We start from the raw sequence: 25,933 nt of genomic DNA on the forward strand, positions 1-25,933 counted from the left end.
CGGCAAAAATAGGCATTTTACCTTAATCGTATATGCTTTATTAAGAATATGTAAAAAATAAGACCGTATATTAACAAAAACCCATCTGTAAAAATATTTACAAATGGGTTTAGTATGCTGACTTTCTTGCTTCAGATTCTATCAACCATAACCACCACGGAATTTATAGGTACTGGCTACTTTATCAATGGCTACAATATAGGCTGCCAGACGCATAGATACTTTGTGTTTCTGCGATGTTTCAAATACTTTATCAAAAGCATCTTTCATCATACGGTCGCAACGGCGGTTGATTCTATCTAATGCCCATTTGTATCCGATACGATTTTGTACCCATTCAAAATAAGATACTGTTACCCCACCTGCATTCGCTAAAATATCAGGCACTACCATAATTCCCTTTTCATTAATAATATCATCGGCACTGGCAGAAGTTGGGCCATTGGCTCCTTCAACAATCAGTTTAGCCTGTATATTACCTGCATTCTCATGCGTAATTACATCTTCTTTCGCTGCCGGAACCAATACATCTACATTCAGGGATAATAGCTCTTCGTTGCTTATTAATTCTGCGTCTTTGAATCCCTCTAAACTACCTTTATTGGCATTCCGGTAAGCAATGGCTTTTTCAATATCAATTCCTTTTGCATTGTAATAAGCCCCCGAAATATCACTGATACCACAGATTGTTACGCCTTTTTCCTGTAATAGCTGTGCCGCATAAGATCCTACATTGCCAAAACCCTGTACAGCCGCTGTTGTTCTGTATGGGTTCAGGCGTAGTTTTTCCATACCCGAAAGCGCTGATACCATTACACCACGTCCTGTGGCTTCTGTACGTCCCAAAGACCCACCCAATACCAATGGTTTTCCGGTTACAACCGCATTTACTGTCATTCCTTTGGCTTTTGAGTATTCATCCATCAGCCAGGCCATTTCACGGGGACCTGTGCCCATATCGGGTGCCGGAATATCCTTATCAGGCCCAAATATATCCAACATCGACAAAGTATAGGCACGCATCAATCGTTCCATCTCTCCTGCCGACATTTCACGTGGGTTACAAGCTATTCCGCCTTTGGCACCACCATATGGTATATCCACCACGGCACATTTCCAGGTCATCCAGGCAGCTAAGGCACGCACCTCATCAATATTCACAGCCGGGTCAAAACGTATTCCTCCTTTACTTGGCCCTAAAATAGTTGAGTGAATCACTCTGTAGCCCTCAAAGACCTTTATCTGGCCATTATCCATCGTAACAGGCAACCCGACGGTTACCTGACGAGCAGGCACTTTCAGAATATAGTACATTTCTTCACTAATGCCTAAAATCTTCACTGCTGCATCAAATCTCGACATCATGGACTCCAAAGGATTTTCTGTATCCTTAATCGGAGCCGGTTCTATGTAATTCATAAACAGAATTTGCTATTGTTGATGATTATTTTTTGGGTGCAAACTTAGAAAAAAGAAAGTATTTCTTAAAATTGTCAAATTTTACAAAAATTTAATATTCTCTTCATTTTTGCAGATAGACTTATATCCTGAACTGACAATTTTCTACTTCACCAAATAATTTACTGTTTTTGACTATTTGCCTTTAAATAAATTTTTTTGCGGGTTGACCAATATTTTCATTAAGCGGTTGTTTAAGCAGGCTAAAAACACTATATTTGCGGTGTTTTTTTGAATATGTACCCCATTTAACAATTTATTGCATTACGATTATGGCCGTAGTTGAAGAAAAAACCCGATATTCAGAAGAAGAATTAAGGGAATTTGAGGTAATCATTACCAACAAATTGGAAGCAACCAGAAATGAGCTCAACTTTATTAAAGAGACGCTGAGTCGTAAAAATGACAATGGTACTGATTATACATCAAGCAGCACAAAATTATTAGAAGATGGTGCTGATGTAAGTGAAAAAGAGCAATTAAGTCAATCGGCTGGGCGTTTACAAAAGTTTGCCCAACAATTAGAAGCCGCGTTAATCAGGATTAAAAATGGCACTTACGGTATTTGTAAAGATACTGGCAAACTGATACCAAAAGAGCGATTAAGAGCAGTGCCTCATACGCAGCAAACCATTGAAGCGAAGTTAAGAGCCTCTAATTGATGTTTTTAATATAGCCTATTAATATAGATACCTTGAAAATACAGATAAAGGCACAAATTGTCTTTTTTGACCCAATTTTTAAGGTTTGTAGATTCTTTGTCTATACAAAAAGCCTCTGTGTCAGAGGCTTTTTGTATTTTTAAGCAGAAAAATGCTTAATTGCTAAAAAACTACCCCATTGCTCCCATGAAAAAAACACTACTCTTACTCTTCATCATTGCAAATGTTTATACCTATGGGCAAGTAGCCGATAGGTATTATTTACCTCAGGATGTAACTTACGACCCTAAGATTCCGACACCCAAACAGTTTTTGGGTTATCAGGTAGGCGAACAGCACGTAACACCTTATGAGCAATATGCTTACATGAGAGAACTGACCCGGCTATCTGACAGATTTAAAGTAGAAGTATATGGTAAAACCTTTGAAAACCGCGAGCTTTTATTGCTGACCGTAACCTCGCCTAAAAACCATGCCCAGATTGAACAGATAAAAGCAGAGCATCAGAAATTAGTCAACCCTTCACAATCAGGAGGATTAGATGTAAAGAAAATGCCTGTTGTAGTGTGGATGGGTTATTCAGTGCATGGGAATGAAGCAAGTGGAACCAACTCTAACCTGATGTCGGCCTACTACCTTGCTGCTGCACAAGGCGCAGGCATAGATTCTTTGTTGAACGAAGCTATTATCTTGATTGACCCTTGTATTAATGCCGATGGAGGCAACCGTTTTGCAACCTGGGTAGATATCAACAGAAGTACAACGCTGGTAAGTGATATAAACAGCCGTGAGTTTAGTGAAACCTGGCCGGGCGGACGCACCAATCACTATTGGTTTGATTTGAACCGCGACTGGCTTTACCAACAAATGCCTGAAAGTAAAGGGCGTCTGGTGAAATTTTATGAGTGGCGACCAAATATCTTAACCGACCACCACGAAATGGGTAGTGCGTCTTCTTTCTTTTTCCAACCCGGTATCCCTGCTCGTACCCACCCATTGACACCTAAAAGCAATATTGAATTGACGGCCAAAATAGGCAAATTCCATGCAGCAGGTTTAGATAAAATTAATTCGGCTTATTATACCCAGGAAAACTATGACGATTTCTACTATGGCAAAGGCTCTACCCTGCCCGATGTGAATGGTTCAATCGGTATTTTGTTTGAGCAGGCTTCATCACGTGGGCATTTACAAGAAACGGCAAACGGGTTATTGAGTTTTCCGTTCACTATCCGCAATCAGGTATCAGCTACCATGTCAACTTTGAAGGCTGCCAGAGCCATGCGTGTAGAGTTATTGGAACATATGCGAAATTTCTACAAGGAAAACTCAACTGATGCCGTAAAAACCTACGTTTTTGGTGGAAGTAAAGATGCCGTAAAAACCTGGGAAATGGTAAATATGCTGAAACGAAATCAGATTGATGTGTATAAATTAGGCAAAGACGAGACTATTGACGGACAATCGTTTGATAAAAATACCTCTTATGCCGTGCCGATGAATCAGCCGCAGCATAGATTAATCAAATCTATGTTCGAGAAACGTACGAAGTTTGAGGATAGCCTTTTTTATGATATTTCTGCCTGGTCTTTACAATATTGTATGAATACCCCAACGGCAGAAGCGAAAGGAAATGTTTCTTTAGGAGAGAAAGTAAGTGTAAACGAATTTCCGAAAGGAAAAGTAGTGGGTAATAGTACGTATGCTTATTTCTTTGAATGGAATAGCTATTATGCGCCAAGAACAGCTTATGAATTGCTCAAAAAAGGCTATACTTTAAAGGTGGCCGTTGAGCCTTTAACAGCCATTGTTGTCGGAAAAGAACAGAAGTTTGATTATGGCACTATTCAGATTGTTTGTAATGGCAACGACCCAAGCGAACTACTAAAAACCCTTGCAGAAAGAGATGGCGTTGATTTTTATGCGACCGCCACAGGATTAACACCAAATGGTATTGACTTAGGCAGTGAAAAATTCCGTCGCTTAAAACAACCAAAAGTGTTGATGATAGCCGGCCCGGGAGTAAATGCCAACGATGCCGGGGAAATATGGCATTTACTAGACCAAAGAATTAATATTCCGCTTACCTTCTCTGATATTGAGACTGTTAACCGTGTCAATCTGGATAAATATACGCATATAGTGATGGCTGGCGGTGGCTATAATAACCTTTCAGACGAAAAAATTAAACGCTTTGTGCAAGGTGGAGGTGTATTAGTTGCCATGACAGAAGGTGCAGAATGGGCAGCTAATAAAAAAATAGCTTCAATCTCGGTGAAAACCCGCCCGAATAATGATGGCAACGAAAAACGACCTTATGTACTCCAAGAGAAATTCAGCGGAGCTATGGAAACGGCAGGTACTATCTTTGAAGCAAAAATAGACCCGACTCACCCGATCTGTTTTGGCTATACACAAGATAAACTGGCCTTATTTAAGGATAATAATATCTTCTTTGAGGACACAAAAAACCCTTATAATACCCCGCTTATTTTCACAAACAATCCGTTGATTGCCGGATATGTACATCCTAAAAACGAAGCCTTAATCAAAAACTCACCTGCTGTTATCACTCAGAATTTGGGTGCAGGCAAGTTGATTTTAATGTCTGAAAATCCGAATTTCAGGGCATTTTGGTATGGCACTAATAAATTGTTTCTGAATAGCCTTTTCTTTGGCCATATCATTGGCGGAGGAAGATTTGGTGGAGAAGAGTAATTGATTGAATAGTTGGAACCCCTTTAAAAATTGCTTTAAAGGGGTTCTATTTTACTTACTAACCGCTCCTTCACTCAAAGTAATACTTCCCTTTCCGGCATCGATAGTCGCTTCCAGGCCTACCGGAACAGTGAATTTATCTTTGATATGTCCAATCATGGCTCCTGAAAAGGCAGGAATTTTCAGAGGTTTGATATGGTCATCATAAATGTCTTCCATTGTTAAAGAACCATAGCCACCTTTCGATGGTGGGCAGTCGGTACATTTGCCAAATACAAAGCCGGAAATCTGGTTCAGGATACCTGCCAGTTTTAGCTGGGTAATCATGCGGTCGATGCGATAAAGGTCTTCGCCTACGTCTTCTAAGAACAAAATATTACCTTTAAAATCGGGCATATAAGGCGAACCAACAATATGGCTTAATACGGTAAGGTTTCCGCCAATTAATTTGCCCGTAGCCTTTCCGGCATTAATGGTGTAGATTCTGTCTTCGGTTTGCACCAGGTTATCACCCTTCTTCGTTGGGTTAATCATTTGTACGGCATTGCCCTCTATAAGCATCTGCTTAAAGTTTTCAACCGAAAAATTATTCCATGAAGATGAACCAACAGGGCCATGAAAAGTAACAAGGCCTGTTTTGGCATAAATACCTAACAGAAGCGCTGTAATATCGCTGTAACCCATAAAAACCTTTGGGTTCTGCTGAATGGTTTTATAATCTAACAGCGGTAATATTCTGGCACAGCCCCAACCACCGTGCATAGCCATAATGCCGTTAATGCTTTTATCGGCAAACATTTTGTTTATATCAGCCGCACGGTCTTCATCACTCCCTGCCAGATACCCGTATCTATCAAAGATATGGTCGCCCTTTTTTACTTTAAAACCCAGCACTTCCATACTCTCAATGGCTATCTGTACATCTTCTTTAATAAAAGCCGAGTAGGCAGGACAAACCAGACCAATCGTGTCGCCTTGTTTCAAAGCCGCAGGTTTTAAAACTTTAGCTTTTGTGTCAAAAGAAGTAAAATTTATATTAGCCAAGCCTATACTTGCCAATAGAGTAGAATGAAGAAAATTTCGACGGTCAGGCATATTGAGGAAGTAGATTTGAAGTTTACAAGCGCAAAGTACAAAAAAAAAGGGTTTGATGAGCGATTCACCAAACCCTTTCATCATGTATGTTATAGGAATTATACAGAAACCGCTTCTTTCATCAAGATTACTAAATCTTTATCATTCACTTCTTTAATTCTATCAGCCAAATCAAGGAATCGGTTATAAATATAGTCTAATTCGGGTTTTTCCAGTTTGAAGCCCAATATTTCAAGGCGATGTTTCAAGGCATGGCGGCCACTTCTTGCAGTTAATACAATAGATGATTTATCAACACCCACTTCCTGCGGGCTCATAATTTCATAATTTTCGGTATGCTTTAAGAATCCATCCTGATGGATACCTGAAGAGTGTGCAAAAGCATTGCGCCCTACAATGGCTTTATTAGCTTGTACAGGCATTCTCATAGTCTGAGAAACCAAAAGACTTAAAGGAGACAGCAATGTACTTTCGATATTGGTATGATACCCCAATTTATGCACTTTCAGGATCATCGCAATTTCTTCAAGAGAAGTATTTCCGGCACGCTCACCTATACCATTGATAGTTACCTCTACCTGTCTTGCCCCTGCCTGTATCCCAGCAATGGTATTAGCCGTAGCTAAACCTAAATCGTTGTGATTATGCATCGAGATAATTGCCTTATCAATATTTGGTACGTTGTTCATAATGTATGAAATACGCTCAAACATTTCGTTAGGCAATACATAACCGGTTGTATCAGGCAAGTTTACTACTGTAGCACCAGCTTTAATTACCTCGTCAGTCAGTTTTGCTAAAAACTCCAGATTAGCACGACCAGAGTCTTCTGCATAAAACTCTACATCTTCTACAAACTTTTTAGCGTGTTTTACTGCGCTAACGGCCTGTTCGATAATCTGTTCACGAGTACTGTTGAATTTATGTTTAATGTGGATGTCTGATGCACCGATTCCGGTATGAATACGTGGACGCTTGGCAAATTTCAGGGCTTCTGCAGCGGCTTCAATATCGCCTTTTACGGCTCTTGATAGCGCACAAACAGTTGGCTCTGTTACGGCTTTTGATACTTCCATAACTGATTTAAAATCACCCGGGCTCGAAATAGGAAATCCTGCTTCAATAATATCGACACCCAGTTTTTCGAGTTGTTTGGCAATCATTACCTTTTCATCGGTTGTTAACTGACAACCGGGGACTTGTTCTCCATCTCGCAAGGTGGTGTCGAAAACATAAATCTTTTGGCTCATCGCTGAATGAGGTGTTTAGTTATTTTTACTACTTCTTGTTTAGAGCATATTTAAACCTGCTCTTTCTCGCAAAAAAAGCCCTTTCTCACCGAGTGCAAGAAAGGGCTTTTGATTTATACAAAGTCTCCGTTTCTCACACTGTAAAGTTGAGTAGAAGGAGAAGTGAAATTGCGAATGCGGTTTGTTTCAATTGTTTTTGAATTTTCCAAGGACACAAATTTAGTAGAATATTTTTTTTTGGCAAAGAATCTGTACATTTTTTTCAATGGCAATTTCTTAATAAAATACAATTAGCATAAAAAGAATCATTAGTCGGTTTTTCTCATGTATTATTACGAATAATGGGTTACGAAAGACTATTTTTATGATTTAATCACTATTCAAGCCTTTCTTTATTATAATTTAATAAAGCTCTAAATAACTGACTATAAATTACTTACACCATCTGTTTTTTATTTTTTTCAACTATTAATCAGAGATTTCAAAATAGTTTATTCGGTAATTCTCATAAATAGTTATTATTTTTGCGAGATTCTCAAGGCGAAGAAATATTTTATTTTAAATATGCATAGAAAAACCAAAATTGTAGCTACCGTAGGCCCTGCTTCTGAAAGTGAAGAAATGCTGTTGGCATTGGCTAAAGCCGGCGTAAATGTTTTCCGTTTAAATTTTTCACATGGCACACACCAGGACCATCAGATGCGCATCGACCGCATTCGCAAACTCAATGCCGAGCATGGTTTTAAATGTGCCATCTTACAGGATTTACAAGGGCCGAAAATCAGAATTGGTTTGATGGAGAAAGGAAATGAAGGGGTTGAGATTTTTGCAGGAGATAAATTGGTTTTTACCAACGAAGAAATAGTAGGAAACGCCCAACGTGTTAGCACACCTTATAAAGGTATGTACAGAGATGTACAATTGGGTGAAAGAATTTTGATGGACGACGGTAAATTAGAAGTAAAGGTAACTGGTGTTGACGGCATGGATGTGATTACCGAAGTAGTATATGGCGGCTTGTTGAAACAAAAGAAAGGGGTAAATCTACCAAATACCAATATTTCTCAACCATCGGTTACTGAAAAAGATTGGGAAGATTTGAAGTTCGGCTTAGCAAACGATGTGGACTGGATAGCTTTATCGTTTGTAAGAACGGCTGAAGAGATACAGGAAATCCAAAAATATATTAAAGAGCAAGGCAGAGAAGCGAAGGTAATTGCTAAAATGGAAAAACCGGAAGCGGTTACCAATATGGATTCGATTATTGAGGCAACTGATGGTATAATGGTAGCTCGTGGCGATTTGGGTGTTGAGGTTCCGTCAGAAGATGTACCGATGATTCAGAAACAGCTGGTAGAAAAATCAAATTTAGCCGGAAAGCCTGTGATTGTTGCGACACAAATGCTTGAAAGCATGATAGACAGCCCTCGCCCGACACGTGCAGAGGTAGGAGACGTAGCTAATGCCGTATTAGATGGTGCTGATGCCGTGATGCTAAGTGCAGAAAGCGCTTCGGGTAAATACCCTATATTAGCCGTACAAACGATGGTTAACACCATTCTGAAAGTTGAGGCTGAGGCTGACCCGAAAAAACTCTATTATCGCCACCATACACGTGTAACAGAGCCAGACTATGAATCAGAAGAAAAAGAAAATGATAATGTAGTAATGACTGCGTGTAGATTAGCCCGTGACTTACATGTAAAAGCCATTATTGGTATTACCACCTCAGGTTATACTGCTGTTCGTCTATCGCACCACAGACCCAAAGCTAATACCTTTATTTTTACAGGTAACGAGAAACTCTTAACACAATTAAGCCTTTATTCGGGTATCAATGCTTTTAAATATAATCATCTGAAAGACCGCACGGTGGAAGAAGTAGTAGCTAATATCCGTGATTTTCTGGTAGAAAAAGGGGAATTAAAAGCTGGTGATTTGTTTATTAATACCTTAAGCATGCCTTTACAGGAAAACAATCGTACCAATACTGTAAAGCTAAGTAAAGTGGAATAGTACTAATCTGAATCAATTCATATAAGGGGGCTCATCTTAACCGATGGGCTTTTTTATTGCCTGAGTTTTTAGAAATTAAGCGTAAGTTGTCTGCCTAACATTTCATCTTCAAATTCAAGGTTAGACAGGTAAATGCCCAGCAGACGTACCCCTTTAGGCATAGGTAACAAAGCGTGAAGCATTTCGTAAGAGATTTTTGCCAGCAATTTTTCTTCAAGAACAGGTAATTGAGACGTGCGGCTACGGGTGATACTCTCGAAATCGGCAAATTTTATTTTTAAGGTAATTGTTTTACCATAGGCTTTTATTCTTGACATCCGTCGCCAGAGCTGTTCTATAATATCATCTATTTCTCTGTATAAATCATCAGGTTCGGTAAAATCTCTGTCAAATGTATTTTCTACGCCTATGGACTTCCTGATTCTATCAGGACTTACCTGTCGGTTATCTAATCCCTGTGCAATCTCGAAATAGTATCGGCCTACTTTACCAAAATGATTAGTCAGAAAATCTATACTTTTGGCTTTCAGGTCGCGTCCTGTAAAAATCCCCATTTTGTGCATTTTTTCTGCCGTTACTCTGCCAATGCCATGAAATTGGTTGATTTCCAGTTCTTCTACAAATTTTTCAGCCTGTGAGGGTTTTATCACAAATAGTCCATCGGGTTTCTTATAATCCGAAGCTATTTTGGCTAAAAACTTATTGACAGATACTCCTGCCGAGGCTGTTAAGCCTGTTTTTTCTTTGATACGTGCTTTTATTTCCTGCGCAATCTCGGTAGCTGTTTCAATGCCTTTCAGGTTTTCAGTTACGTCCAGATAGGCTTCGTCTAAAGAAAGCGGCTCCACCAAAGGGGTATATTCCAGAAAAATCTCTCTGATTTCATTAGATACCTGTTTATAGACTTCAAAACGTGGTTTCACAAAAATCAATTGCGGACATTTCTGTTTGGCAATACGGGAAGACATAGCTGAACGAACTCCAAACTTGCGGGCTTCGTAACTGGCGGCTGCTACTACGCCGCGTTCACTACTTCCGCCTACGGCAATAGGTTTGCCTCGCAAATCGGCAAAATCTCTTTGCTCTACCGAAGCATAGAAAGCATCCATATCAATATGTATGATTTTGCGGGACAAATTGGAAAATTGCAGGTTAAACATTTATAAAAAAATATACCGTAGAATAATTTTTTCGGTATGTTTTTTGTATACTTTGAATCGTTTGTGAATATTTGTTCAAAAAATAAATATACTAAATTTTGCCCTTATATTATACAATTTAAACACAATCCTTTCATGAAAAACACGCTGTTTGCTGTTGCTGTGATAACTATTTCCCTCCTGCAATTTAGTTGTGGTACAACTGTTCCACAATTATCAAATCGTAAACCTTATGAAATTGATACAGCCTATGTGTATCATTTGCCAAGTCAGATTACCTCAATAGCAAAGGGTAATCGTCAGGAATTTAACGAACTTTATTCAGATTCTACCTTAAAGACCAGAAGCCGCATTTTTAATCAGCATCTTCCTGTGTACATGACACCAATATCTTTTGACTTTACGGATTCATATGAAGAACAGGAAATTAATAAAAGTTTTTTTGAGGTATTAACCGCAGTTGAGAACAAAAGGAAAATTAAGGGAATAACGCTGAATAATAGCCTTGTCAGCTATCTGGAAGCTAATAAAATGAGATATGTTATTCTTACTTTCCATGCCGGATTCACTCGTCTGCAAGGTAACTATGGCGGGCAAATTGCTAAAGGCGTTGGAATTGGGATTCTTACCCTGGGAATTTTCGTGCCTGTACCTGTAAAATCTAACTCCACAATTATTTGTTGCGTATTAGATACCAAAAATAAAAACGTTGCTTTTTACAGGAAAAGAACCGCAGAAGTTGAACCCCTTGAAGAGAAAGTAATCAGTCGTCAGATAAAGATTATCCTTGATAGCTGGCTGATAGCCGCAGCAGGTCGGTAATTATTTTCTTTACTTTAAATTCTTAGCAATGGTAAAATATACTTTAGCATTAATATTCATATAGATTCTTTATGGTTACCTTGTCCCATTTTGATTTTACCCTTAGTTTTCAGACATTTGCGTTTTATTTAATAATAAACGAACCATATCCTACGTCGCTTACCTGTTAGAGATACCGGCTCATTTTATATCCAAAGAGAAAATAATGAAACTAAGCGTTGTTATTCCTGCTTATAACGAACAAGAAAGTATTCCTGAAACACTTCGCACTTTATACGCTACGCTCAAAAAATACGATATTCCGCACGAAATCTGGGTTACAAACGATAACTCCAAAGACCAGACGCTGAATGTTTTGTATGAGCTTTCAAGGGAAATACCCACCTTAGTTTTTGAAACCAACAAAGGGCCTAATGGGTTTGGCTATGCCGTTCGCTATGGCTTGGAACGCTTTTCCGGTGATTGTGTAGCCGTTTTTATGGCCGATATGTCTGACGACCCAGAAGATTTAGTGAAATATTACAAAACTATGCTCAGCGAAAATGTGGACGCTGTTTATGGGAGTCGTTGGGTAAAAGGAGGTAAGGTAATTGACTACCCGCCATTGAAGAAATTCATTAACCGTATTGCCAATTTCATTATTAAAAACATGATGGGTATCAAGTACAACGATACCACCAATGCTTTTAAACTCTATAAAAGAGAAACCATTGAAGGCATTAAACCTTTTTTGTCTCCTCACTTCAATTTAACTGTTGAGCTTCCGCTAAAAGCCATTGTAAGAGGTTATACCTACGCAGTTGTACCTAATAGCTGGACAAACCGTAAATACGGAGAATCTAAATTGAAGATTAAAGAAATGGGCAGTCGTTATTTCTTTATCCTGATGTATTGCTGGATTGAGAAACACTTCTCTCGTGGAGATTATATGAAGAAATAAATTAAAGAGGGCTTTCAGATTTCGCTGAAAGCCCTCTTTAGTTTTATTGGTTTTTATCTGACCCCTGAATTTTTGAAGCCCCTTTTTGCGGAATGCCCGGCTGTGTAATTTCAAAACCTTCTTTGGCTTTGGTATCTGCTACAATTTTGCGTACATCGGCCAATAGTTTTTTGGCATCATATACTACTCCATCTTTTACCGTATATTTTACACCACCTACTCTTATGACCTCGTTTTTATCGTTTACTCTGATAGCCCCAGTACCATACAGGGTTTTCAGATTCGCTAACGGATTTTCCTCTGTGATTACGAAATCGGCAAACTTCCCTACTTCTACCGAGCCAATCTGGTCGGCCATTCCTAATGCTTCTGCACCTTTCAAAGTTGCGGCTCTGATTACCTCTAATGGATGAAATCCGGCCTCACGTAGTAATTCTAATTCTCTGATATAGGCAAACCCATAGAGTTGATAAATAAACCCTGAATCTGAACCTGTGGTTACTCTTCCCCCTTTGTTTTTGTATTCATTTACAAATCTCATCCAGATACGATAATTTTCTTTCCAGGCTACTTCTTGTTCTGTTCCCCAATTGAGCCAGTAAGAGCCATGTGAAATGCGGCTCGGGCCATAAAAACGCCATACCGAAGGTAAAGTGTATTCATCGTGCCACTCGGCACGACGGGCCAGCATCAATTCACGGTTGGCTTCATAGATATTAAAGGTGGGGTCAAGAGTAAAATCTATTTTCAACAATTCGTCCATTACCTGATACCATTTGGCCGAACCCGGTTCTGCGGCTTGTTTCCATAGTTTTCCGGCCTCCTCAAAACGATTCTGCTCATTATTGTAATTATAATCGGCCGGATAATTCTGCAAGGTTCTTTCATCAAACAAGGCTTCCGGTAAGCCATACCAGTGTTCCATCGTAGTTAAACCTGCTTTGGCAGTAGCCAGTACATTCATACGACCCACTTCCAACTGCGCATGATGACAAGCCGAACGCAAACCTATTTTTTTGTTTTCTTCCAAGGCTGCTCTGAATATATCAGGCGATGCACCGAAGAACTTAATCCCGTCTGCTCCCTTAGCGGCATTGTCTCTTACCCATTGTCGGGCCTCTTCGGGAGTGGTGATGGGTTTATCTGCTCCCATACCAAAAGCTGTGTAGGCTTTGATACGGGGGGCTGTTATTTCGTTCTTTTCGCTTTTCTTTTTCTGGTCGAGTGTCCAGTCTAAACCATTTCCGGCAGATGGGTCACGGATAGTCGTAATTCCATGCCCTAACCATAGTTTAAACACATATTCAGCCGGAGTACCCTGTGATTTACCACCAATATGGCCGTGCATATCTACAAAACCCGGCATCAGATACATACCTGTACAATCTAATTCTTTATCTCCCTCGTTGAACTTCGGGCGACTTTTAGGCTCTATCGGCACGCCCGGATACCCTACCTGACGAATCTGTGCAATTTTATTTTTTTCTACCACAATATCAACAGGACCCACAGGAGGTGCGCCTGTGCTGTTAATAAGGGTAACGCCTCTGATAATTAAACGATTGGCATATTCGCCTTCGGCTCTTGGTGGAGCTTTTTCAATCTGGGCTACTAAAGTGGTGGTAACAAAGCTGAGAAGAAGTGTAATTTTCTTATACATAGTAAGTTCAGGTTTTTAACAAAAATAATCAGGTTTCAGCATAATTCTACAGGAATCTGAAAAATAATCAGTCTAAGTGTAGTAGATATTTGAAAAATACAATCTTATTTCTGCGATTTCATTCCATTTCCTTAAATTGCACCATTTTTTCATCAACTGAATCTTTGAAAAAGACAAAGATTCTCCCGTTAAATTCTATGGAAATTATAGGCTTTGGCTTGGCTTTTCTGATTGGTATTACGCTTGGGTTGATTGGTGCCGGAGGCTCTATTCTTACCGTAACTGTATTGGTCTATATCATGGGAATCACCCCTACTACGGCTACTACCTACTCGCTTTTTATTGTAGGCATCAGTTCATTAGTAGGCTCTGTTGATTATTTTAGAAAGGGATTAATAGATATTCGTAAGGGATTATATTTTTCTTTTCCTGCGTTTATTATGGTATTTGTGATGCGAAAGTTTGTGATGCAGCGCATACCGGATATTATCTATCAGGCCGAGAATTTTACTTTTACCAAAAACCTGCTGGTGATGTTGCTTTTTGGTTTGCTGATGATTGGGGCATCTTACTCTGTTATCAAAACCCGCAAGGAAGCCAATGAATTAATCAAGGCTGATGTGAGTTATTGGTTGATATTTTTAGAGGGTATTTTAGTAGGGACATTAACCGGATTTGTAGGCGCAGGTGGGGGCTTTATGATTATTCCGGCGCTGGTTATTTTTGCCAAACTGCCTATGAAAGAAGCTGTGGGCACCTCATTAATGATTATTACTATTAATTCGCTATTCGGAGCTATCGGCGATTTTTCGGCGGGAGTACTGTTAGACTGGGTTTTTCTGCTGAAATTTGTTTTCTGTACTATCAGTGGCGTATTGTTTGGAGGGTATTTGTCAAAAAGAGTAGATGGCGAGAAACTAAAACCAGCTTTTGGTTGGTTTATCTTAGTAATGGGTTGTTGGATTATTATTAAAGAAACAGTATTAAAGTAAAACTCAAATGAATAAAGTAGAAGCTGCTGTACAGATGAAATGCCCTCGTTGCCACGAAGGAGAGATTTTTGAAACCAAAAACCCTTATAACCTGGGCAAAATGACTGCTATGTATAAACATTGCCCAAAGTGTGGATTAAGGTATGAGCGAGAAAGCGGTTTCTTCTATGGTGCTATGTATGTAAGTTATATATTTAATATTGGTCTATTTGTCATTGCCACTGTAGCTTACTATTTATTCTTCGAAGAACGGGTGTACTGGTTATGGTATATTTTAGGATATGTGGCGCTTACTTTTTTGTTGTTTCCTCTTCTTTATCGCTTATCCCGTTCTATCTGGTTGCAGGTTTTTATTGATTATGACCCCGATAAGGCTACCTCTTGAATACTAAAGAAACATGAATTGCCACAATATACACAATTCCTTTGTGGCAAGATAGCAGTATCATAACCAAAGATTTATCAAAGCCGATTTACCGATATGAGGAGTAGCTCGTGCGGAATCGCTTAAAACAATGGTTGAGCCGTCGGCACCTAAATCCCATAGGTTTCCTTGCAGGAAGACGTTCATACCTTTGTTGACACCTGCTTCTGTTGTTGCACGTGTGCCCATCGCATATTTTACCCATGCTTCGCCTAACGAGATTTTGCCTACATCAGCTTTCGCTTCATCAGGTGTTTCTGCGCCAGAATAACCGCTCCACGGCTTTGCCCAATAACCAATGCCATTAGAATAAGAGGGAGTTATCACGAAGTCAACGGCTTTGGTTTTCAGCGACTGGTAAGCCTCAGAAAACCACGCATCCGCACAAATCAGTACACCCATTCTGCCAATAGGCGTCTGGAATACGGGAATGGTTTCAGGCTTCACCGGACAAATAAACCCTAATTCATCAGCAGTCGGGTATGCTTTTTTTATCAGTTTAGAATTGATTTGCCCATCAAACTCAAATACGACCGAAGTATTATACAACTGCCCCTTGCCTGTTTTCAGCACACCATATTCAACAATTGGTTCCGGTAACAAGATAGACCCACCGACAATGGTTACCTGATATTCTTTAGCTAACTTGGCAAAGGTTTCCTGATAAACTTTAGCAATAGTTGGTGCTTTCATAGCAAAAAAGCTATATTTTACCTTATCTTTTACGGAATCCGGGCTGCTTATATAAGTTGTGAAGAATTTACCAATGTTTCTTAGCACCATTGTTTGCAAGCCTTCTTCAATTTTGGGGGCATGATAAATACTCTCTTTTTCATGCAAAGTTACTAACCACGTGCCGAAGTATTCAGGAAAAACAACCAATGTTTTAGTCGGAATCAGCCAGCCTTTCTTTTTTGCTCCCTCTAAATAGAAGCGTATTTTTCTACTGAAATTCTCTTCTGAAGCATAGTCAATGGGTTCCATAAATGCTTGCACACCAACTATATTGCCTTTGCTACTTGAATCTCCATAGGCTTCTGCCACATCTAATTTTAGTGTCTGTGTTGCTTTTGAACCTATACCGGTATTCGCCCAGATGAGATAAGCAATCATTACTAAAAACAGGCCTGATGCTATCCAAAGCAATATTTTTTTAGCAGTTTTCATTAAGATAGTATTTTTACGAGTTAACAGGTGTGCATATCCGACAGCAATTTCTAAAAATTATTAGGCTAAATCCTATAGATTTTTCGTAATTTTGCCTAAAGTTTCTTTATCATTCAAATTCAAATCAATCCTGTAGATTTTCTTCGGGATTCGTAGCTTATGAAATTCGGCGTAGTAGTATTTCCTGGTTCTAACTGTGAAGACGATACCGTTTTTGCATTCCGACACAATCTCGGACAAGAAATAGTTAAACTTTGGCACAAAGACCACGACCTGCAAGGTTGTGATTTTATCATATTACCGGGTGGATTCTCTTATGGAGATTACCTTCGTTCGGGTGCTATTGCCCGTTTTTCTCCTATCATGAATGAAGTAATTGCCCATGCCAACAAAGGTGGGTATGTAATGGGTATCTGTAATGGTTTTCAGATTTTAGCTGAAGCCGGATTGGTGCCAGGTGCCTTATTGAGAAATATTGAGCGTAAATATATCTGTAGCAATATTTATCTGAAACCTCAGAGTAGCTCGGCTATGCTTACCGCAGGGCTGGAAGACAGAGCTTATAAAATACCTATTGCTCATGGCGATGGTCGTTATTTTGCCGATGAGGATACACTGAAACAAATCAACGACAACGACCAGGTATTGTTCCGTTATTGCGACCAGTTTGGTAATATTGTTCCTGAGGCTAACCGCAATGGGAGTATCGAAAACATTGCAGGCGTAACTAATGCCGGAAAAAATGTATTTGGTATGATGCCACACCCTGAACGTGCCTCTGACGAAGCCCTGGGCAATATTGACGGCCGATTTATACTGGAACAAGTTATACAAGTTTTAGCGTAAGTATGAAACAACCCTATATCGTTGGTATTACAGGCGGGAGTGCGTCAGGAAAAACATACTTTCTCAATCAACTGTTAAGTTCGTTTTCTTCTGAAGAAACCTGCCTTATTTCTCAGGATAATTATTATCGTCCAAAGCCATTAGTACCTAAAGACTCAAATAATATTGAGAATTACGATTTACCCGAGGCCATAGATTTTGAGCTGTATGCACAGCATGTAGAGGATTTGAAAAACGGAAAGGTTGTTCAGCAGAAAGAATATACCTTCAATAACCCGGCAGTGGTTCCTACTATTCTTACATTTAAGCCTGCCCCTATCATTGTAGTTGAGGGTATCTTTGTTTTTCATTCACCTGAAGTATCCCGTTTGCTTGATTTAAAAGTATTTATTGATGCCCGTGAACATGTAAAAATCAAGCGCCGCATTATCAGAGATGGCGACGAGAGAGGATATGACCTCAGAGATGTGCTTTATCGTTGGGAAAACCATGTAGCACCTACCTACGAGAAATTTATTGAGCCTACCAAATATGATGCCGACATCATCATTAATAACAATACGCACTTTGAAAAAGGTCTGGCTATCTTAACAGCCTTCTTAAAGACCAAATTATAAGCCATTTAGCCCTCTTTTCTGAGGGCTTTTTTCTACTATTAAAACTTAATTTTCTGCTCAAAACAGGCACGTTTTTTGCTTGATTCTTTATTGCTATTGAAAAGAATCTTACTATAAAAATTAAATGAAACGTTTTGCCATTATTCTGGCGGTAACCCTTATTGGGTTTATTGCCTCCTGTACGCGCGTCGAAGACGGCGACATAGACCCCGATGCTTTATCGAAATTAGCCAAATGCCCACTCAGAAGTATCAGTTCTGGAACAGGGGCACCCGTTTTTTCTTTTGAATATACTTTAGGGCGTATCAAAAGAATTGTTACCCGTGAGTCTGGAGAGGTATCTTCTGTCTTTACTTATAATCTCAAAAACAAAATAGACAAAATGGTGATTGAAGCCGGTAATTCATCGGACGCATACACCGTTGTTTTTGAATATGATGCTGCCGGAAAGATTATTAAATCAAAAACCTCTATTAAAGATTATCAGTTTATGACCAATGAGTTTACCTATGATGGCGAATTCATTACAGCGGTTAGTACTCAGTTTAATATTTTTGGAGCTACTGCCAAAGGAAAAACACGGGTAGAGTATCTGGGAGAAAATGTATCGAAAGTATATACACAAATAGACGGATACCCCGAACTACTTACTTTTGAAGGCGTAAGTTATGATAACAAACCACAGTACCTACCAAGCGGCTATCGTACTATGGCTCTGGGCTTTATAGGTATTGCCAATAACTTCTTTGCTTCTTTGGGTAAAAACAACCCTACAATGGTAAAGATTTATGACGATAACGGTAAACTGAATGAAACTACCCAAACAAGCTACCAGTATGATAAGAGTGGCATTGTAACCAATGCAGACCAGACCATGACCAATGCCGATAATGTGAAAACTACTCGCAAAATTGCTTTTGAGTTTGTGTGTCTGTAAACTATCTACTTTTATTTCTGCTAATTAAGGTTTGAAAAGTGTTTGTACCGACGGATATTTGCACCGTAAATATTTGTCAGGATTACTGTTGTGTCCGCAGAAAACCACAGACACTATCATTTATCTTAATTACACTCATGCAAAATATAATTTTCTGGTTTAGAAACGATTTGAGGTTACATGATAATGAGGCTTTTTTAGAGGCTTCAAAAGCAGGTACTGTGATTCCGGTGTATGTGTTTGATACCCGATATTTTGAAAAGAACTTTCTCGGACTTAAAAGAACCGGAGTATTCAGAACAAAGTTTTTATTAGAGACGGTTGAAGATTTAAGAAAAAACTTACAGAAGTTAGGCTCAGACCTGATTGTGAGAACAGGCCATGCCGAAGAAATAATCGCTCAGATAGCTACTGACTTAGAGGCTGCTGCCATTTATGCAAGTAAAGAAGTAACACAAGACGAAACTACCATTGAGGCTCTTCTCTCGAAACAATTAAAGCCACTTAATATTGACATTGACCTGATATGGAGTGCAACGCTTTTTCATGCCCGTGATTTGCCTTTTCAGATTAATTTTCTGCCTAAAGTTTTTACTGATTTCAGAAAAAAAATAGAAAAATCTACCAAAGTCCGTGAAACCTTTGATGCTCCGACTCAGCTTGCTAAAGTTGAAGGAATTGACCTGGGCCATATACCTACTTATCAGGAATTGGGCTTTGAGTCAGAACCAGTATCAGACGAGCGGTCAGCTTTTACTTTTACAGGCGGAGAAACCGAAGGCTTGAAAAGGCTGAATGAATATATCTGGCAAAAAGACTTGCTGAAAAACTACAAAGAAACACGCAACGGATTAATCGGAACAGATTATTCGTCTAAACTATCGCCCTGGTTAAGTCTGGGCTGTCTTTCTCCACGGCAGGTATATGAAGAAGTAAAAAAATATGAAGCCGAGGCAGGAGCCAATGAATCGACCTATTGGTTGATTTTTGAATTAATCTGGCGTGACTATTTCTATTTTATGGCTCTGAAACATGGTACACGTATGTTCAAAGCGAGCGGTATCAAAAACGATTTGATGAAACAATGGAGTCGCCATAAGCCTACATTTGAGTCATGGGTGAAGGGCGAAACAGGCGAACCTTTTATTGATGCCAATATGCGCGAGATTCAACTGACGGGCTATATGTCTAACCGTGGCAGGCAGAATGTAGCCAGTTATTTAGCCCATAATCTGGGCATTGACTGGACCTGGGGAGCGGCCTATTTTGAAAGTGCACTGATTGACTATGATGTATGTATTAACTGGGGAAACTGGAACTATATAGCGGGCGTAGGTAATGACCCACAGGAGGGTAGAAAATTTGATATAGCGCAACAAGCCAACTTTTATGACCCCGATCAGGCGTATGTAAAATTGTGGTTAGGCGAAAATATCCATTCATAGCGATTTTTACCCATTTATACTTATGTATATCTTGCATATTATTTCCAAATTATTACATTTGAACAAAATTATTCGTTTAAACACAAAACTCTACTGAAAAATGAAAAGAAGCACCTTAATTATAATTGGCGTTGTATTGATTTTCTGTGTATATGGTTGTTCGTCTTATAATGGTCTGGTTGAAAAAGAAGAAAATGTTAAAACCAAATGGGCCAATGTACAAACCCAATACCAACGTCGTGCAGATTTAATTCCTAACTTAGTAAATACCGTAAAAGGAGCAGCAGATTTCGAAAAAACTACTTTGACTCAGGTAATTGAAGCACGTGCAAAGGCGACTTCGATGCAGGTGAGCCCTGAAAACCTGACACCTGAGAATATTCAGAAATTTCAGGCTGCTCAAGACCAGTTAAGTGGTTCACTAAGCCGTTTATTAGTTTCGGTAGAACAATACCCCCAATTGAAAGCCAATTCGAACTTCCTCGAATTACAGTCGCAATTAGAAGGCACAGAAAACAGAATTGGTGTTGCCAGAAATGACTTCAATGGTTCGGTAGAAGTTTATAACACCTCGGCTCGTCGCTTTCCGACTGTAATTTTTGCAAAAATACTTGGTTTTGCTGAGAAAGGACGTTTTGAGGCCTCTCAGAGTGCTCAGTCGGCTCCAACGGTTAAATTCTAATCTTACCTCGGCAGATAGTATGCACTTACAGGGCTTTATAATCCTGTAAGTGCTATTTATTTTTTCAGAAAATCTTATCTCATATTGCCATGTTTCTGACAGAGACCGCCAAAGAAAGGATTGTGAAAGCAATCAAAGATGCAGAATTGAATACTTCAGGAGAAGTAAAGGTTCATATTGAAGAAACTTGCCCTACAGAAGACCCTATGGAACGTGCCAAGCAGGTATTTCATTATCTTTTACTCGACAGAACCGCACAGAGAAACGGAGTTTTATTCTATCTGGCCCATGGTAATCATAAATTTGCCATACTGGGCGATGAAGGTATAGATAAAGTAGTACCTGTGAATTTCTGGGAAGGCATCAGAGACAGCATGAGACAGTATTTTCTACAGGAAGACTTTGCAGGTGGTTTACAGATGGGTATTCGTGAAGCAGGCAATCAGTTAAAGAAATTTTTTCCGTATCATCAGGACGACATCAATGAGATTTCTGACGATATTTCAACAGAACCTATACCTTAGCCTATATAATGTTTAAGAAACTCTTCATATTCCTGTTGCTTTTGCAGAGCATTGCTTTTGCACAGGATATACCCGAAAAACCAAATCCTGCCCGATTTGTGAATGATTTTGTAGGGGGTCTGTTAAGCCAAAGCGAAACCAGCCAGTTAGAATCTAAGCTAAAGGCCTATTACGACAGTACATCTACTCAAATTGTTGTTGTTATTGTTAAAACTGTGCAGCCTTACGACATTAGCGAATATGCCTTTAAATTAGGCCGGAACTGGGGCGTGGGCGAAAAAGGCAAAAACAATGGTATTATTATTTTGTGGGCTCCGGGCGACAGAAAGGTATTTATCGCTACCGGATATGGCATGGAAGGCTCTATTACCGATGCCTATAGCAAACGCATTATAGAACAGGATATAAAGCCTAATTTCAAAGAACTCAGGTATTATGAGGGACTTGATGCGGCAGTAGATAAAATTATTAACTATGCCAAGGGTGAATTTAAAGCAGACCCTGATGACGAAGACGGAAGTGCCTGGGTAGGTATAGTTATTTTCATCATCATCCTGATTATTGTTTTTTATATAATAGGAAAAAATAGCAAAGGTGGTGGTAGTAACAGAAACCGTGGCGGCGGTTGGATTCCTTATACTACCTATACAGGTTGGGGTAGTTCATCAGGCGGCTGGTCTGGTGGTGGCGGAGGAGGCGGTGGTGGCTTCGACTTTGGGGGTGGAGACTTTGGGGGCGGTGGTGCCGGAGGTGATTATTAGATAGTTTCACCCATAAAAGACGATATAAAAACCCGAGCGGTCTGTCCGGTCGGGTTTATTTTTATAGGTATTATTTGTTAATCTTTATCACTTTATCTTCCCCACAACACTAAAACTCTTTTTACTCCCAATAAACAACTCCTGCGAACCTTCTATTTTATAGTTTCTGAGTTGATTGTTTATTAAATCTGCTGTTAGTTTTTTATCCGATTCGTAGAGATAGTTGCTTGTGCGCATAATCGCTTCTACATGCTTTGGTAAATCCTTTTCATCAAACTCTATTATTAATTGCTTTACGGGTATTTTCTCTCCTTCTTTTAGCCGATAATTGATTTTTTTATCCTTTACCTCAACTATGTAAGCCGATTGATACGATTGTTTATTTAAATCAGCCTGTAAGAATAACTCCAACTCTTTATTCCAGTTAATTTCTCTGGTTTCAATACGCTCTTGTTTATCTGTCAATGTTATGTTTTTTTCAACCAAAGGTTTTTTTGCTGCTAAATCACTGATTTGCTGATTGAGTAATCCGGCAAGGTCATAATAAGATTTTGATTGGATTTTATTTTCGCTTTGGGTACAGGAAGCTAAAAAAGGGACAGGAATAATACAATACGCATCGGTTTGGAAAAGATAAGTTTGGTGTATAACGCAATTTGCAGGCTTAGATGTTCCTGATTGTTGGCAGAACCCCTATAAAAACTTAACCCCACCGCCAGAAGCAGTGGGGTAAGCGTCCATCTATTCAACCCTAACCTATTAAACTATGAAAAACTTAATATTTTTTTCTTTGCTAAGTTGAGCCTTAGCGACCTAACATTTCTGCCACAACAGGGCTTACTACGTTTTCTTGGTCAGCTGGCCCAACGTTTGATTGGTAATTCCACAACACATTCAAAATTTTTTTGGTCGCTACTACTTTGTTTCTCCATGCTTTCGCCTCTTCGCCACGTAATTTTGCTACTTTCGTTTCTATGTTGTTTGCCGCTTCGTTAAATGCTGCTTTTTGTGTTGAACTCAAGGCCATAAATTTGGCTGGTGAGGTATTGTACAATTTCACAACATTTACAAATATAACCCAATCTTCGGTCTTTACAAATTTTTTCGCTTTTTTCGACATGAAGTTAGCGAAATTTACTTCAGCTCCTTTCACCAACATTACTTCGCTCTTTGCTGAATCACGGTCATTTGCATTTACAATATTTGCAGAAATCAAGAATGACCCAAGTGTAACTGCAAATATAACGGATTTAAATGAATTTTTCATTGTTTTGTTCTATTTTTATATCGTGGATGATGATGCAAAACTACAAAGAAAATTAATATAATCCAAATGCGTATTAACCCAAAACTCCAAATATTGTTCTAATTTTATTTGTTATACTAAATTAAAATCAACATTTTATGTACTTTTATTTTTTAAAATCAGAATATTATTTGTCTTAGAAAAATACAACTTACATATTATTCCAAAGTTGACAACCACAAAAATTCTTTAAAAAGTACAATCATTCGTTGAAAAAATTCATTGTTCGCTCTACCCCAATGCTACAAAAACTGGTAATTATGTCGTCGGCTCGGTCTAATCTTGCGACCAATTGGCTCATTTCATCTTCGTTGAAAGGCTCTAAAACGTAATTTACCTGCCTTCCGGCATGAAAATTATTGCCGATTCCGAAGCGTAACCGATTATAATTTTGTGTGCCTAATTTTTCTTCAATATTTCGTAAACCGTTCTGTCCACCGTGTGAGCCTTTGGTTTTCAGGCGGAGTTTACCAAATGGCAGCGCAATATCATCACAAACCACCAATAGGTTTTCAACAGGTATTTTTAAAGCCTGTAACCAGTAGTTGATGGCATTGCCGCTTAGGTTCATATAAGTAGTAGGCTTTATGCAATATATCTGCTTACCTTTATGTTTAAACTCAGCCGTGTAGGCCAATCTTTCCATTTTAAAAGAGAAATCGTTTTGTGCCGCCAGACGGTCCAGTACCATAAAACCTACATTGTGACGAGTGAAAGCATATTCAGGACCAATGTTTCCGAGCCCGGCAATAAGATATTTCATTTTTTTTAACGAGTGAATGAGTGAATGAGAAAATATGTCAATAAATTTGTTGGCAAAGTTCCGAAAATTTAACGAGAATCTTTAACTACAACCCCCGTCCCACAAGTAGAGTTACATTATTTATCTTTTTTTGTATGAAACGACTTATTTTAGCCAATCCGCTTCTTGACATTACGCTTAACCGCCTATGTCAGCAACTGATTGAAAACCATAAAGATTTTTCAAACTCTGTTATTTTAGGTTTACAACCGCGTGGTATCTATTTAGCCGACCGCATTAGCCAGAAGTTACAGCAGGAAACAGGTGTTTCTATCAAATTAGGTTATCTGGATGCTACTTTTTATCGTGATGATTTCCGTAGGAGAGATTCACCCTTGAAACCCAATGAAACCAAAGTGCCTTTTGTGATTGAAAACAAACAGGTAATACTGATAGATGATGTATTAGCTACCGGACGGATGGTGCGTGCTGCCATTGATGCCATGCAGGCATTCGGAAGACCTGAAAAAGTAGAGCTGCTATGCCTTATCAATCGGCGTTATGTACGAGACTTGCCTATCCAACCTGATTATACAGGTATGAAAGTAAATACTTTGGATAGCCAACGAGTATTGGTAGAATGGAAAGAACAAGGACACGATGAAGATAAAATCTGGTTGATAGGTTGATTTCTATTGCCACAGTGTAAATTGTGAAACTTCGATTACTTTAGGCTCTCCTTTAATAGGGTAACGATTTGATTAGCAATATTTTAGCAAATAAATAAACCCCGAATATGCACGAACTTGACATATTTCGGGGTTTTTCGTATTTTTCTTCTGCTAAGAATTAAAAATACAGATGCAAGGTACATTATTTGATTTGGATTCTCCAAATTTTTCCAGATTGCACATTTTCAAGAATAAGACAGAATTAGGTGCGATTTATCAAACCATAGATTGGGTAGCTTTAGACAATCTTCTTCCAAAAAAGAAAACCAAAGTTGGTTCTCCTTCCATTTTACCACCACGAGGATATTTTGGTTTAATGTTTCTGAAGCATTATCTGAAACTGAGTGATGAAAAGCTATTAGAGCGATTAAATACTGACTGGGCTATACAAATGTTTTGTGGCATTCAATTGTGTGATAATCAAATGGTTCGGGATAATGCTTTTGTCTCTAATGCACGAACTTACCTGGCAAAGCATATTGATTTAGGCGTTTTACAACAAACCCTTATTGCAAATTGGAAGCAGGAAATACCTGATAAACAAGTAGTACTAATGGATGCTACCTGTTATGAGTCTTATATTCGCTTCCCTACAGATGTGAAATTACTTTGGGAATCTTGTCAATGGTTATGGGAAAAACAGATTCCCACCCTGTGTCAAACTTATCGAATCAAATTACCTCGCTCAAAGTTTAAAGACCAAAAGACTAAATATATCTCTTACAGCAAACTGCGAAAGAAAAGCTATAGAAAAACCAGAAGCAGGCAAAATGCTTTACTAAAATTGTTGGATAAAGGAATAGAAGCCTATCAATCCCTGCTCAATCAAACTCAAGCGAAAGGATTAAGTATGGTAGACGCTGAAACATTTAAGACCATTAAACTGGTTTATCAACAGCAAAAACAGCGATACTTACACCCACAAGCCAAGATACCAAACCGGATAGTAAGTTTGTACAAACCCTACCTCAGACCCAT

Annotated in this window: 25 protein-coding genes; 16 read left to right on the top strand and 9 right to left on the bottom strand. The window is 38.9% G+C overall.

Annotation, left to right across the window (positions count from 1 at the left end):
* Window positions 1–141: 141 nt before the first annotated feature.
* Window positions 142–1,419, bottom strand: coding sequence for a Glu/Leu/Phe/Val family dehydrogenase (locus EWM59_RS19205; RefSeq protein ID WP_130022877.1), 1,278 nt, complete (start codon window positions 1,417–1,419; stop codon window positions 142–144).
* 311 nt (window positions 1,420–1,730) lie between these two features.
* Between EWM59_RS19205 and EWM59_RS19210 the strand changes: the two genes are divergently transcribed.
* A complete protein-coding gene (locus EWM59_RS19210) occupies window positions 1,731–2,120 on the top strand; it encodes a TraR/DksA family transcriptional regulator (protein WP_101724850.1) in 390 nt (129 codons plus the stop codon).
* A 186-nt stretch (window positions 2,121–2,306) separates the two neighbouring features.
* Window positions 2,307–4,838: a M14 family zinc carboxypeptidase gene (locus tag EWM59_RS19215; protein WP_130022878.1), complete on the top strand. Its 2,532-nt coding sequence runs from the start codon at window positions 2,307–2,309 to the stop codon at window positions 4,836–4,838.
* 51 nt (window positions 4,839–4,889) lie between these two features.
* Here the strand turns inward: EWM59_RS19215 and EWM59_RS19220 are convergent, their stop codons facing one another.
* Window positions 4,890–5,933, bottom strand: coding sequence for a S66 peptidase family protein (locus tag EWM59_RS19220; protein ID WP_130022879.1), 1,044 nt, complete (start codon window positions 5,931–5,933; stop codon window positions 4,890–4,892).
* Window positions 5,934–6,031: 98 nt separating this feature from the next.
* Window positions 6,032–7,183 carry a 2-isopropylmalate synthase gene (locus EWM59_RS19225; protein WP_130022880.1) on the bottom strand — a complete coding sequence of 384 codons (1,152 nt, stop codon included), beginning with the start codon at window positions 7,181–7,183 and terminating at the stop codon, window positions 6,032–6,034.
* 564 nt (window positions 7,184–7,747) lie between these two features.
* On the opposite strand from EWM59_RS19225, the gene pyk reads away from it, so the two are divergent.
* A complete protein-coding gene (gene pyk / locus EWM59_RS19230; protein WP_130022881.1) occupies window positions 7,748–9,199 on the top strand; it encodes a pyruvate kinase in 1,452 nt (483 codons plus the stop codon).
* Between the two features lie 68 nt (window positions 9,200–9,267).
* Here pyk and dinB read toward each other — a convergent pair whose 3' ends face one another.
* A complete protein-coding gene (gene dinB, locus EWM59_RS19235) occupies window positions 9,268–10,359 on the bottom strand; it encodes a DNA polymerase IV (protein ID WP_130022882.1) in 1,092 nt (363 codons plus the stop codon).
* Window positions 10,360–10,494: 135 nt separating this feature from the next.
* On the opposite strand from dinB, the gene EWM59_RS19240 reads away from it, so the two are divergent.
* Window positions 10,495–11,181, top strand: coding sequence for a hypothetical protein (locus tag EWM59_RS19240; RefSeq protein WP_130022883.1), 687 nt, complete (start codon window positions 10,495–10,497; stop codon window positions 11,179–11,181).
* A gap of 205 nt (window positions 11,182–11,386) precedes the next feature.
* Window positions 11,387–12,121, top strand: coding sequence for a glycosyltransferase family 2 protein (locus EWM59_RS19245; RefSeq protein ID WP_130022884.1), 735 nt, complete (start codon window positions 11,387–11,389; stop codon window positions 12,119–12,121).
* A 43-nt stretch (window positions 12,122–12,164) separates the two neighbouring features.
* On the opposite strand, the gene EWM59_RS19250 is transcribed toward EWM59_RS19245, so the two are convergent.
* Entirely contained in the window at window positions 12,165–13,781 is a 1,617-nt protein-coding gene (locus EWM59_RS19250) for an amidohydrolase family protein (protein WP_130022885.1), read from the bottom strand.
* 164 nt (window positions 13,782–13,945) lie between these two features.
* Here EWM59_RS19250 and EWM59_RS19255 point away from each other — a divergent pair, with 164 nt between their 5' ends.
* The gene (locus EWM59_RS19255; RefSeq protein ID WP_310587881.1) at window positions 13,946–14,773 is read left to right on the top strand and encodes a sulfite exporter TauE/SafE family protein; all 828 of its coding nucleotides are present in this window, start codon (window positions 13,946–13,948) and stop codon (window positions 14,771–14,773) included.
* 7 nt (window positions 14,774–14,780) lie between these two features.
* The gene (locus EWM59_RS19260; protein ID WP_130022886.1) at window positions 14,781–15,158 is read left to right on the top strand and encodes a DUF983 domain-containing protein; all 378 of its coding nucleotides are present in this window, start codon (window positions 14,781–14,783) and stop codon (window positions 15,156–15,158) included.
* 60 nt (window positions 15,159–15,218) lie between these two features.
* Here EWM59_RS19260 and EWM59_RS19265 read toward each other — a convergent pair whose 3' ends face one another.
* Complete coding sequence (locus EWM59_RS19265) at window positions 15,219–16,364, bottom strand: carbon-nitrogen hydrolase family protein (protein ID WP_130022887.1); 1,146 nt, start codon at window positions 16,362–16,364, stop codon at window positions 15,219–15,221.
* A 159-nt stretch (window positions 16,365–16,523) separates the two neighbouring features.
* Between EWM59_RS19265 and purQ the strand changes: the two genes are divergently transcribed.
* From purQ to EWM59_RS19300, 7 genes are all read left to right on the top strand, one after another.
* Complete coding sequence (gene purQ, locus EWM59_RS19270; RefSeq protein WP_130022888.1) at window positions 16,524–17,210, top strand: phosphoribosylformylglycinamidine synthase subunit PurQ; 687 nt, start codon at window positions 16,524–16,526, stop codon at window positions 17,208–17,210.
* A gap of 2 nt (window positions 17,211–17,212) precedes the next feature.
* On the top strand, window positions 17,213–17,827 hold the full coding sequence (udk, locus tag EWM59_RS19275) for a uridine kinase (protein WP_130022889.1): 615 nt from the start codon (window positions 17,213–17,215) through the stop codon (window positions 17,825–17,827).
* 124 nt (window positions 17,828–17,951) lie between these two features.
* The gene (locus EWM59_RS19280) at window positions 17,952–18,764 is read left to right on the top strand and encodes a hypothetical protein (RefSeq protein ID WP_130022890.1); all 813 of its coding nucleotides are present in this window, start codon (window positions 17,952–17,954) and stop codon (window positions 18,762–18,764) included.
* Window positions 18,765–18,901: 137 nt separating this feature from the next.
* Window positions 18,902–20,209, top strand: coding sequence for a DASH family cryptochrome (locus EWM59_RS19285; protein ID WP_130022891.1), 1,308 nt, complete (start codon window positions 18,902–18,904; stop codon window positions 20,207–20,209).
* A gap of 100 nt (window positions 20,210–20,309) precedes the next feature.
* A complete protein-coding gene (locus tag EWM59_RS19290; protein ID WP_130022892.1) occupies window positions 20,310–20,891 on the top strand; it encodes a LemA family protein in 582 nt (193 codons plus the stop codon).
* A gap of 89 nt (window positions 20,892–20,980) precedes the next feature.
* The gene (locus EWM59_RS19295) at window positions 20,981–21,415 is read left to right on the top strand and encodes a TPM domain-containing protein (protein WP_130022893.1); all 435 of its coding nucleotides are present in this window, start codon (window positions 20,981–20,983) and stop codon (window positions 21,413–21,415) included.
* Window positions 21,416–21,423: 8 nt separating this feature from the next.
* Entirely contained in the window at window positions 21,424–22,176 is a 753-nt protein-coding gene (locus tag EWM59_RS19300) for a TPM domain-containing protein (protein ID WP_130022894.1), read from the top strand.
* 87 nt (window positions 22,177–22,263) lie between these two features.
* Here the strand turns inward: EWM59_RS19300 and EWM59_RS19305 are convergent, their stop codons facing one another.
* The 3 genes from EWM59_RS19305 to pth form a co-directional block, all read right to left on the bottom strand.
* Complete coding sequence (locus tag EWM59_RS19305; RefSeq protein ID WP_130022895.1) at window positions 22,264–22,641, bottom strand: hypothetical protein; 378 nt, start codon at window positions 22,639–22,641, stop codon at window positions 22,264–22,266.
* Window positions 22,642–22,981: 340 nt separating this feature from the next.
* Complete coding sequence (locus EWM59_RS19310) at window positions 22,982–23,443, bottom strand: hypothetical protein (protein ID WP_130022896.1); 462 nt, start codon at window positions 23,441–23,443, stop codon at window positions 22,982–22,984.
* Window positions 23,444–23,684: 241 nt separating this feature from the next.
* Entirely contained in the window at window positions 23,685–24,245 is a 561-nt protein-coding gene (pth, locus tag EWM59_RS19315) for an aminoacyl-tRNA hydrolase (RefSeq protein WP_130022897.1), read from the bottom strand.
* A gap of 134 nt (window positions 24,246–24,379) precedes the next feature.
* On the opposite strand from pth, the gene pyrR reads away from it, so the two are divergent.
* Both pyrR and EWM59_RS19325 read left to right on the top strand, forming a co-directional pair.
* On the top strand, window positions 24,380–24,913 hold the full coding sequence (gene pyrR, locus EWM59_RS19320; RefSeq protein ID WP_130022898.1) for a bifunctional pyr operon transcriptional regulator/uracil phosphoribosyltransferase PyrR: 534 nt from the start codon (window positions 24,380–24,382) through the stop codon (window positions 24,911–24,913).
* Between the two features lie 172 nt (window positions 24,914–25,085).
* Window positions 25,086–25,933: transposase (locus EWM59_RS19325; RefSeq protein ID WP_130022580.1), on the top strand; the 848-nt coding region annotated here is incomplete at its 3' end.

This window comes from Emticicia agri (genome assembly GCF_004168285.1).
Classification (GTDB): domain Bacteria; phylum Bacteroidota; class Bacteroidia; order Cytophagales; family Spirosomataceae; genus Emticicia; species Emticicia agri.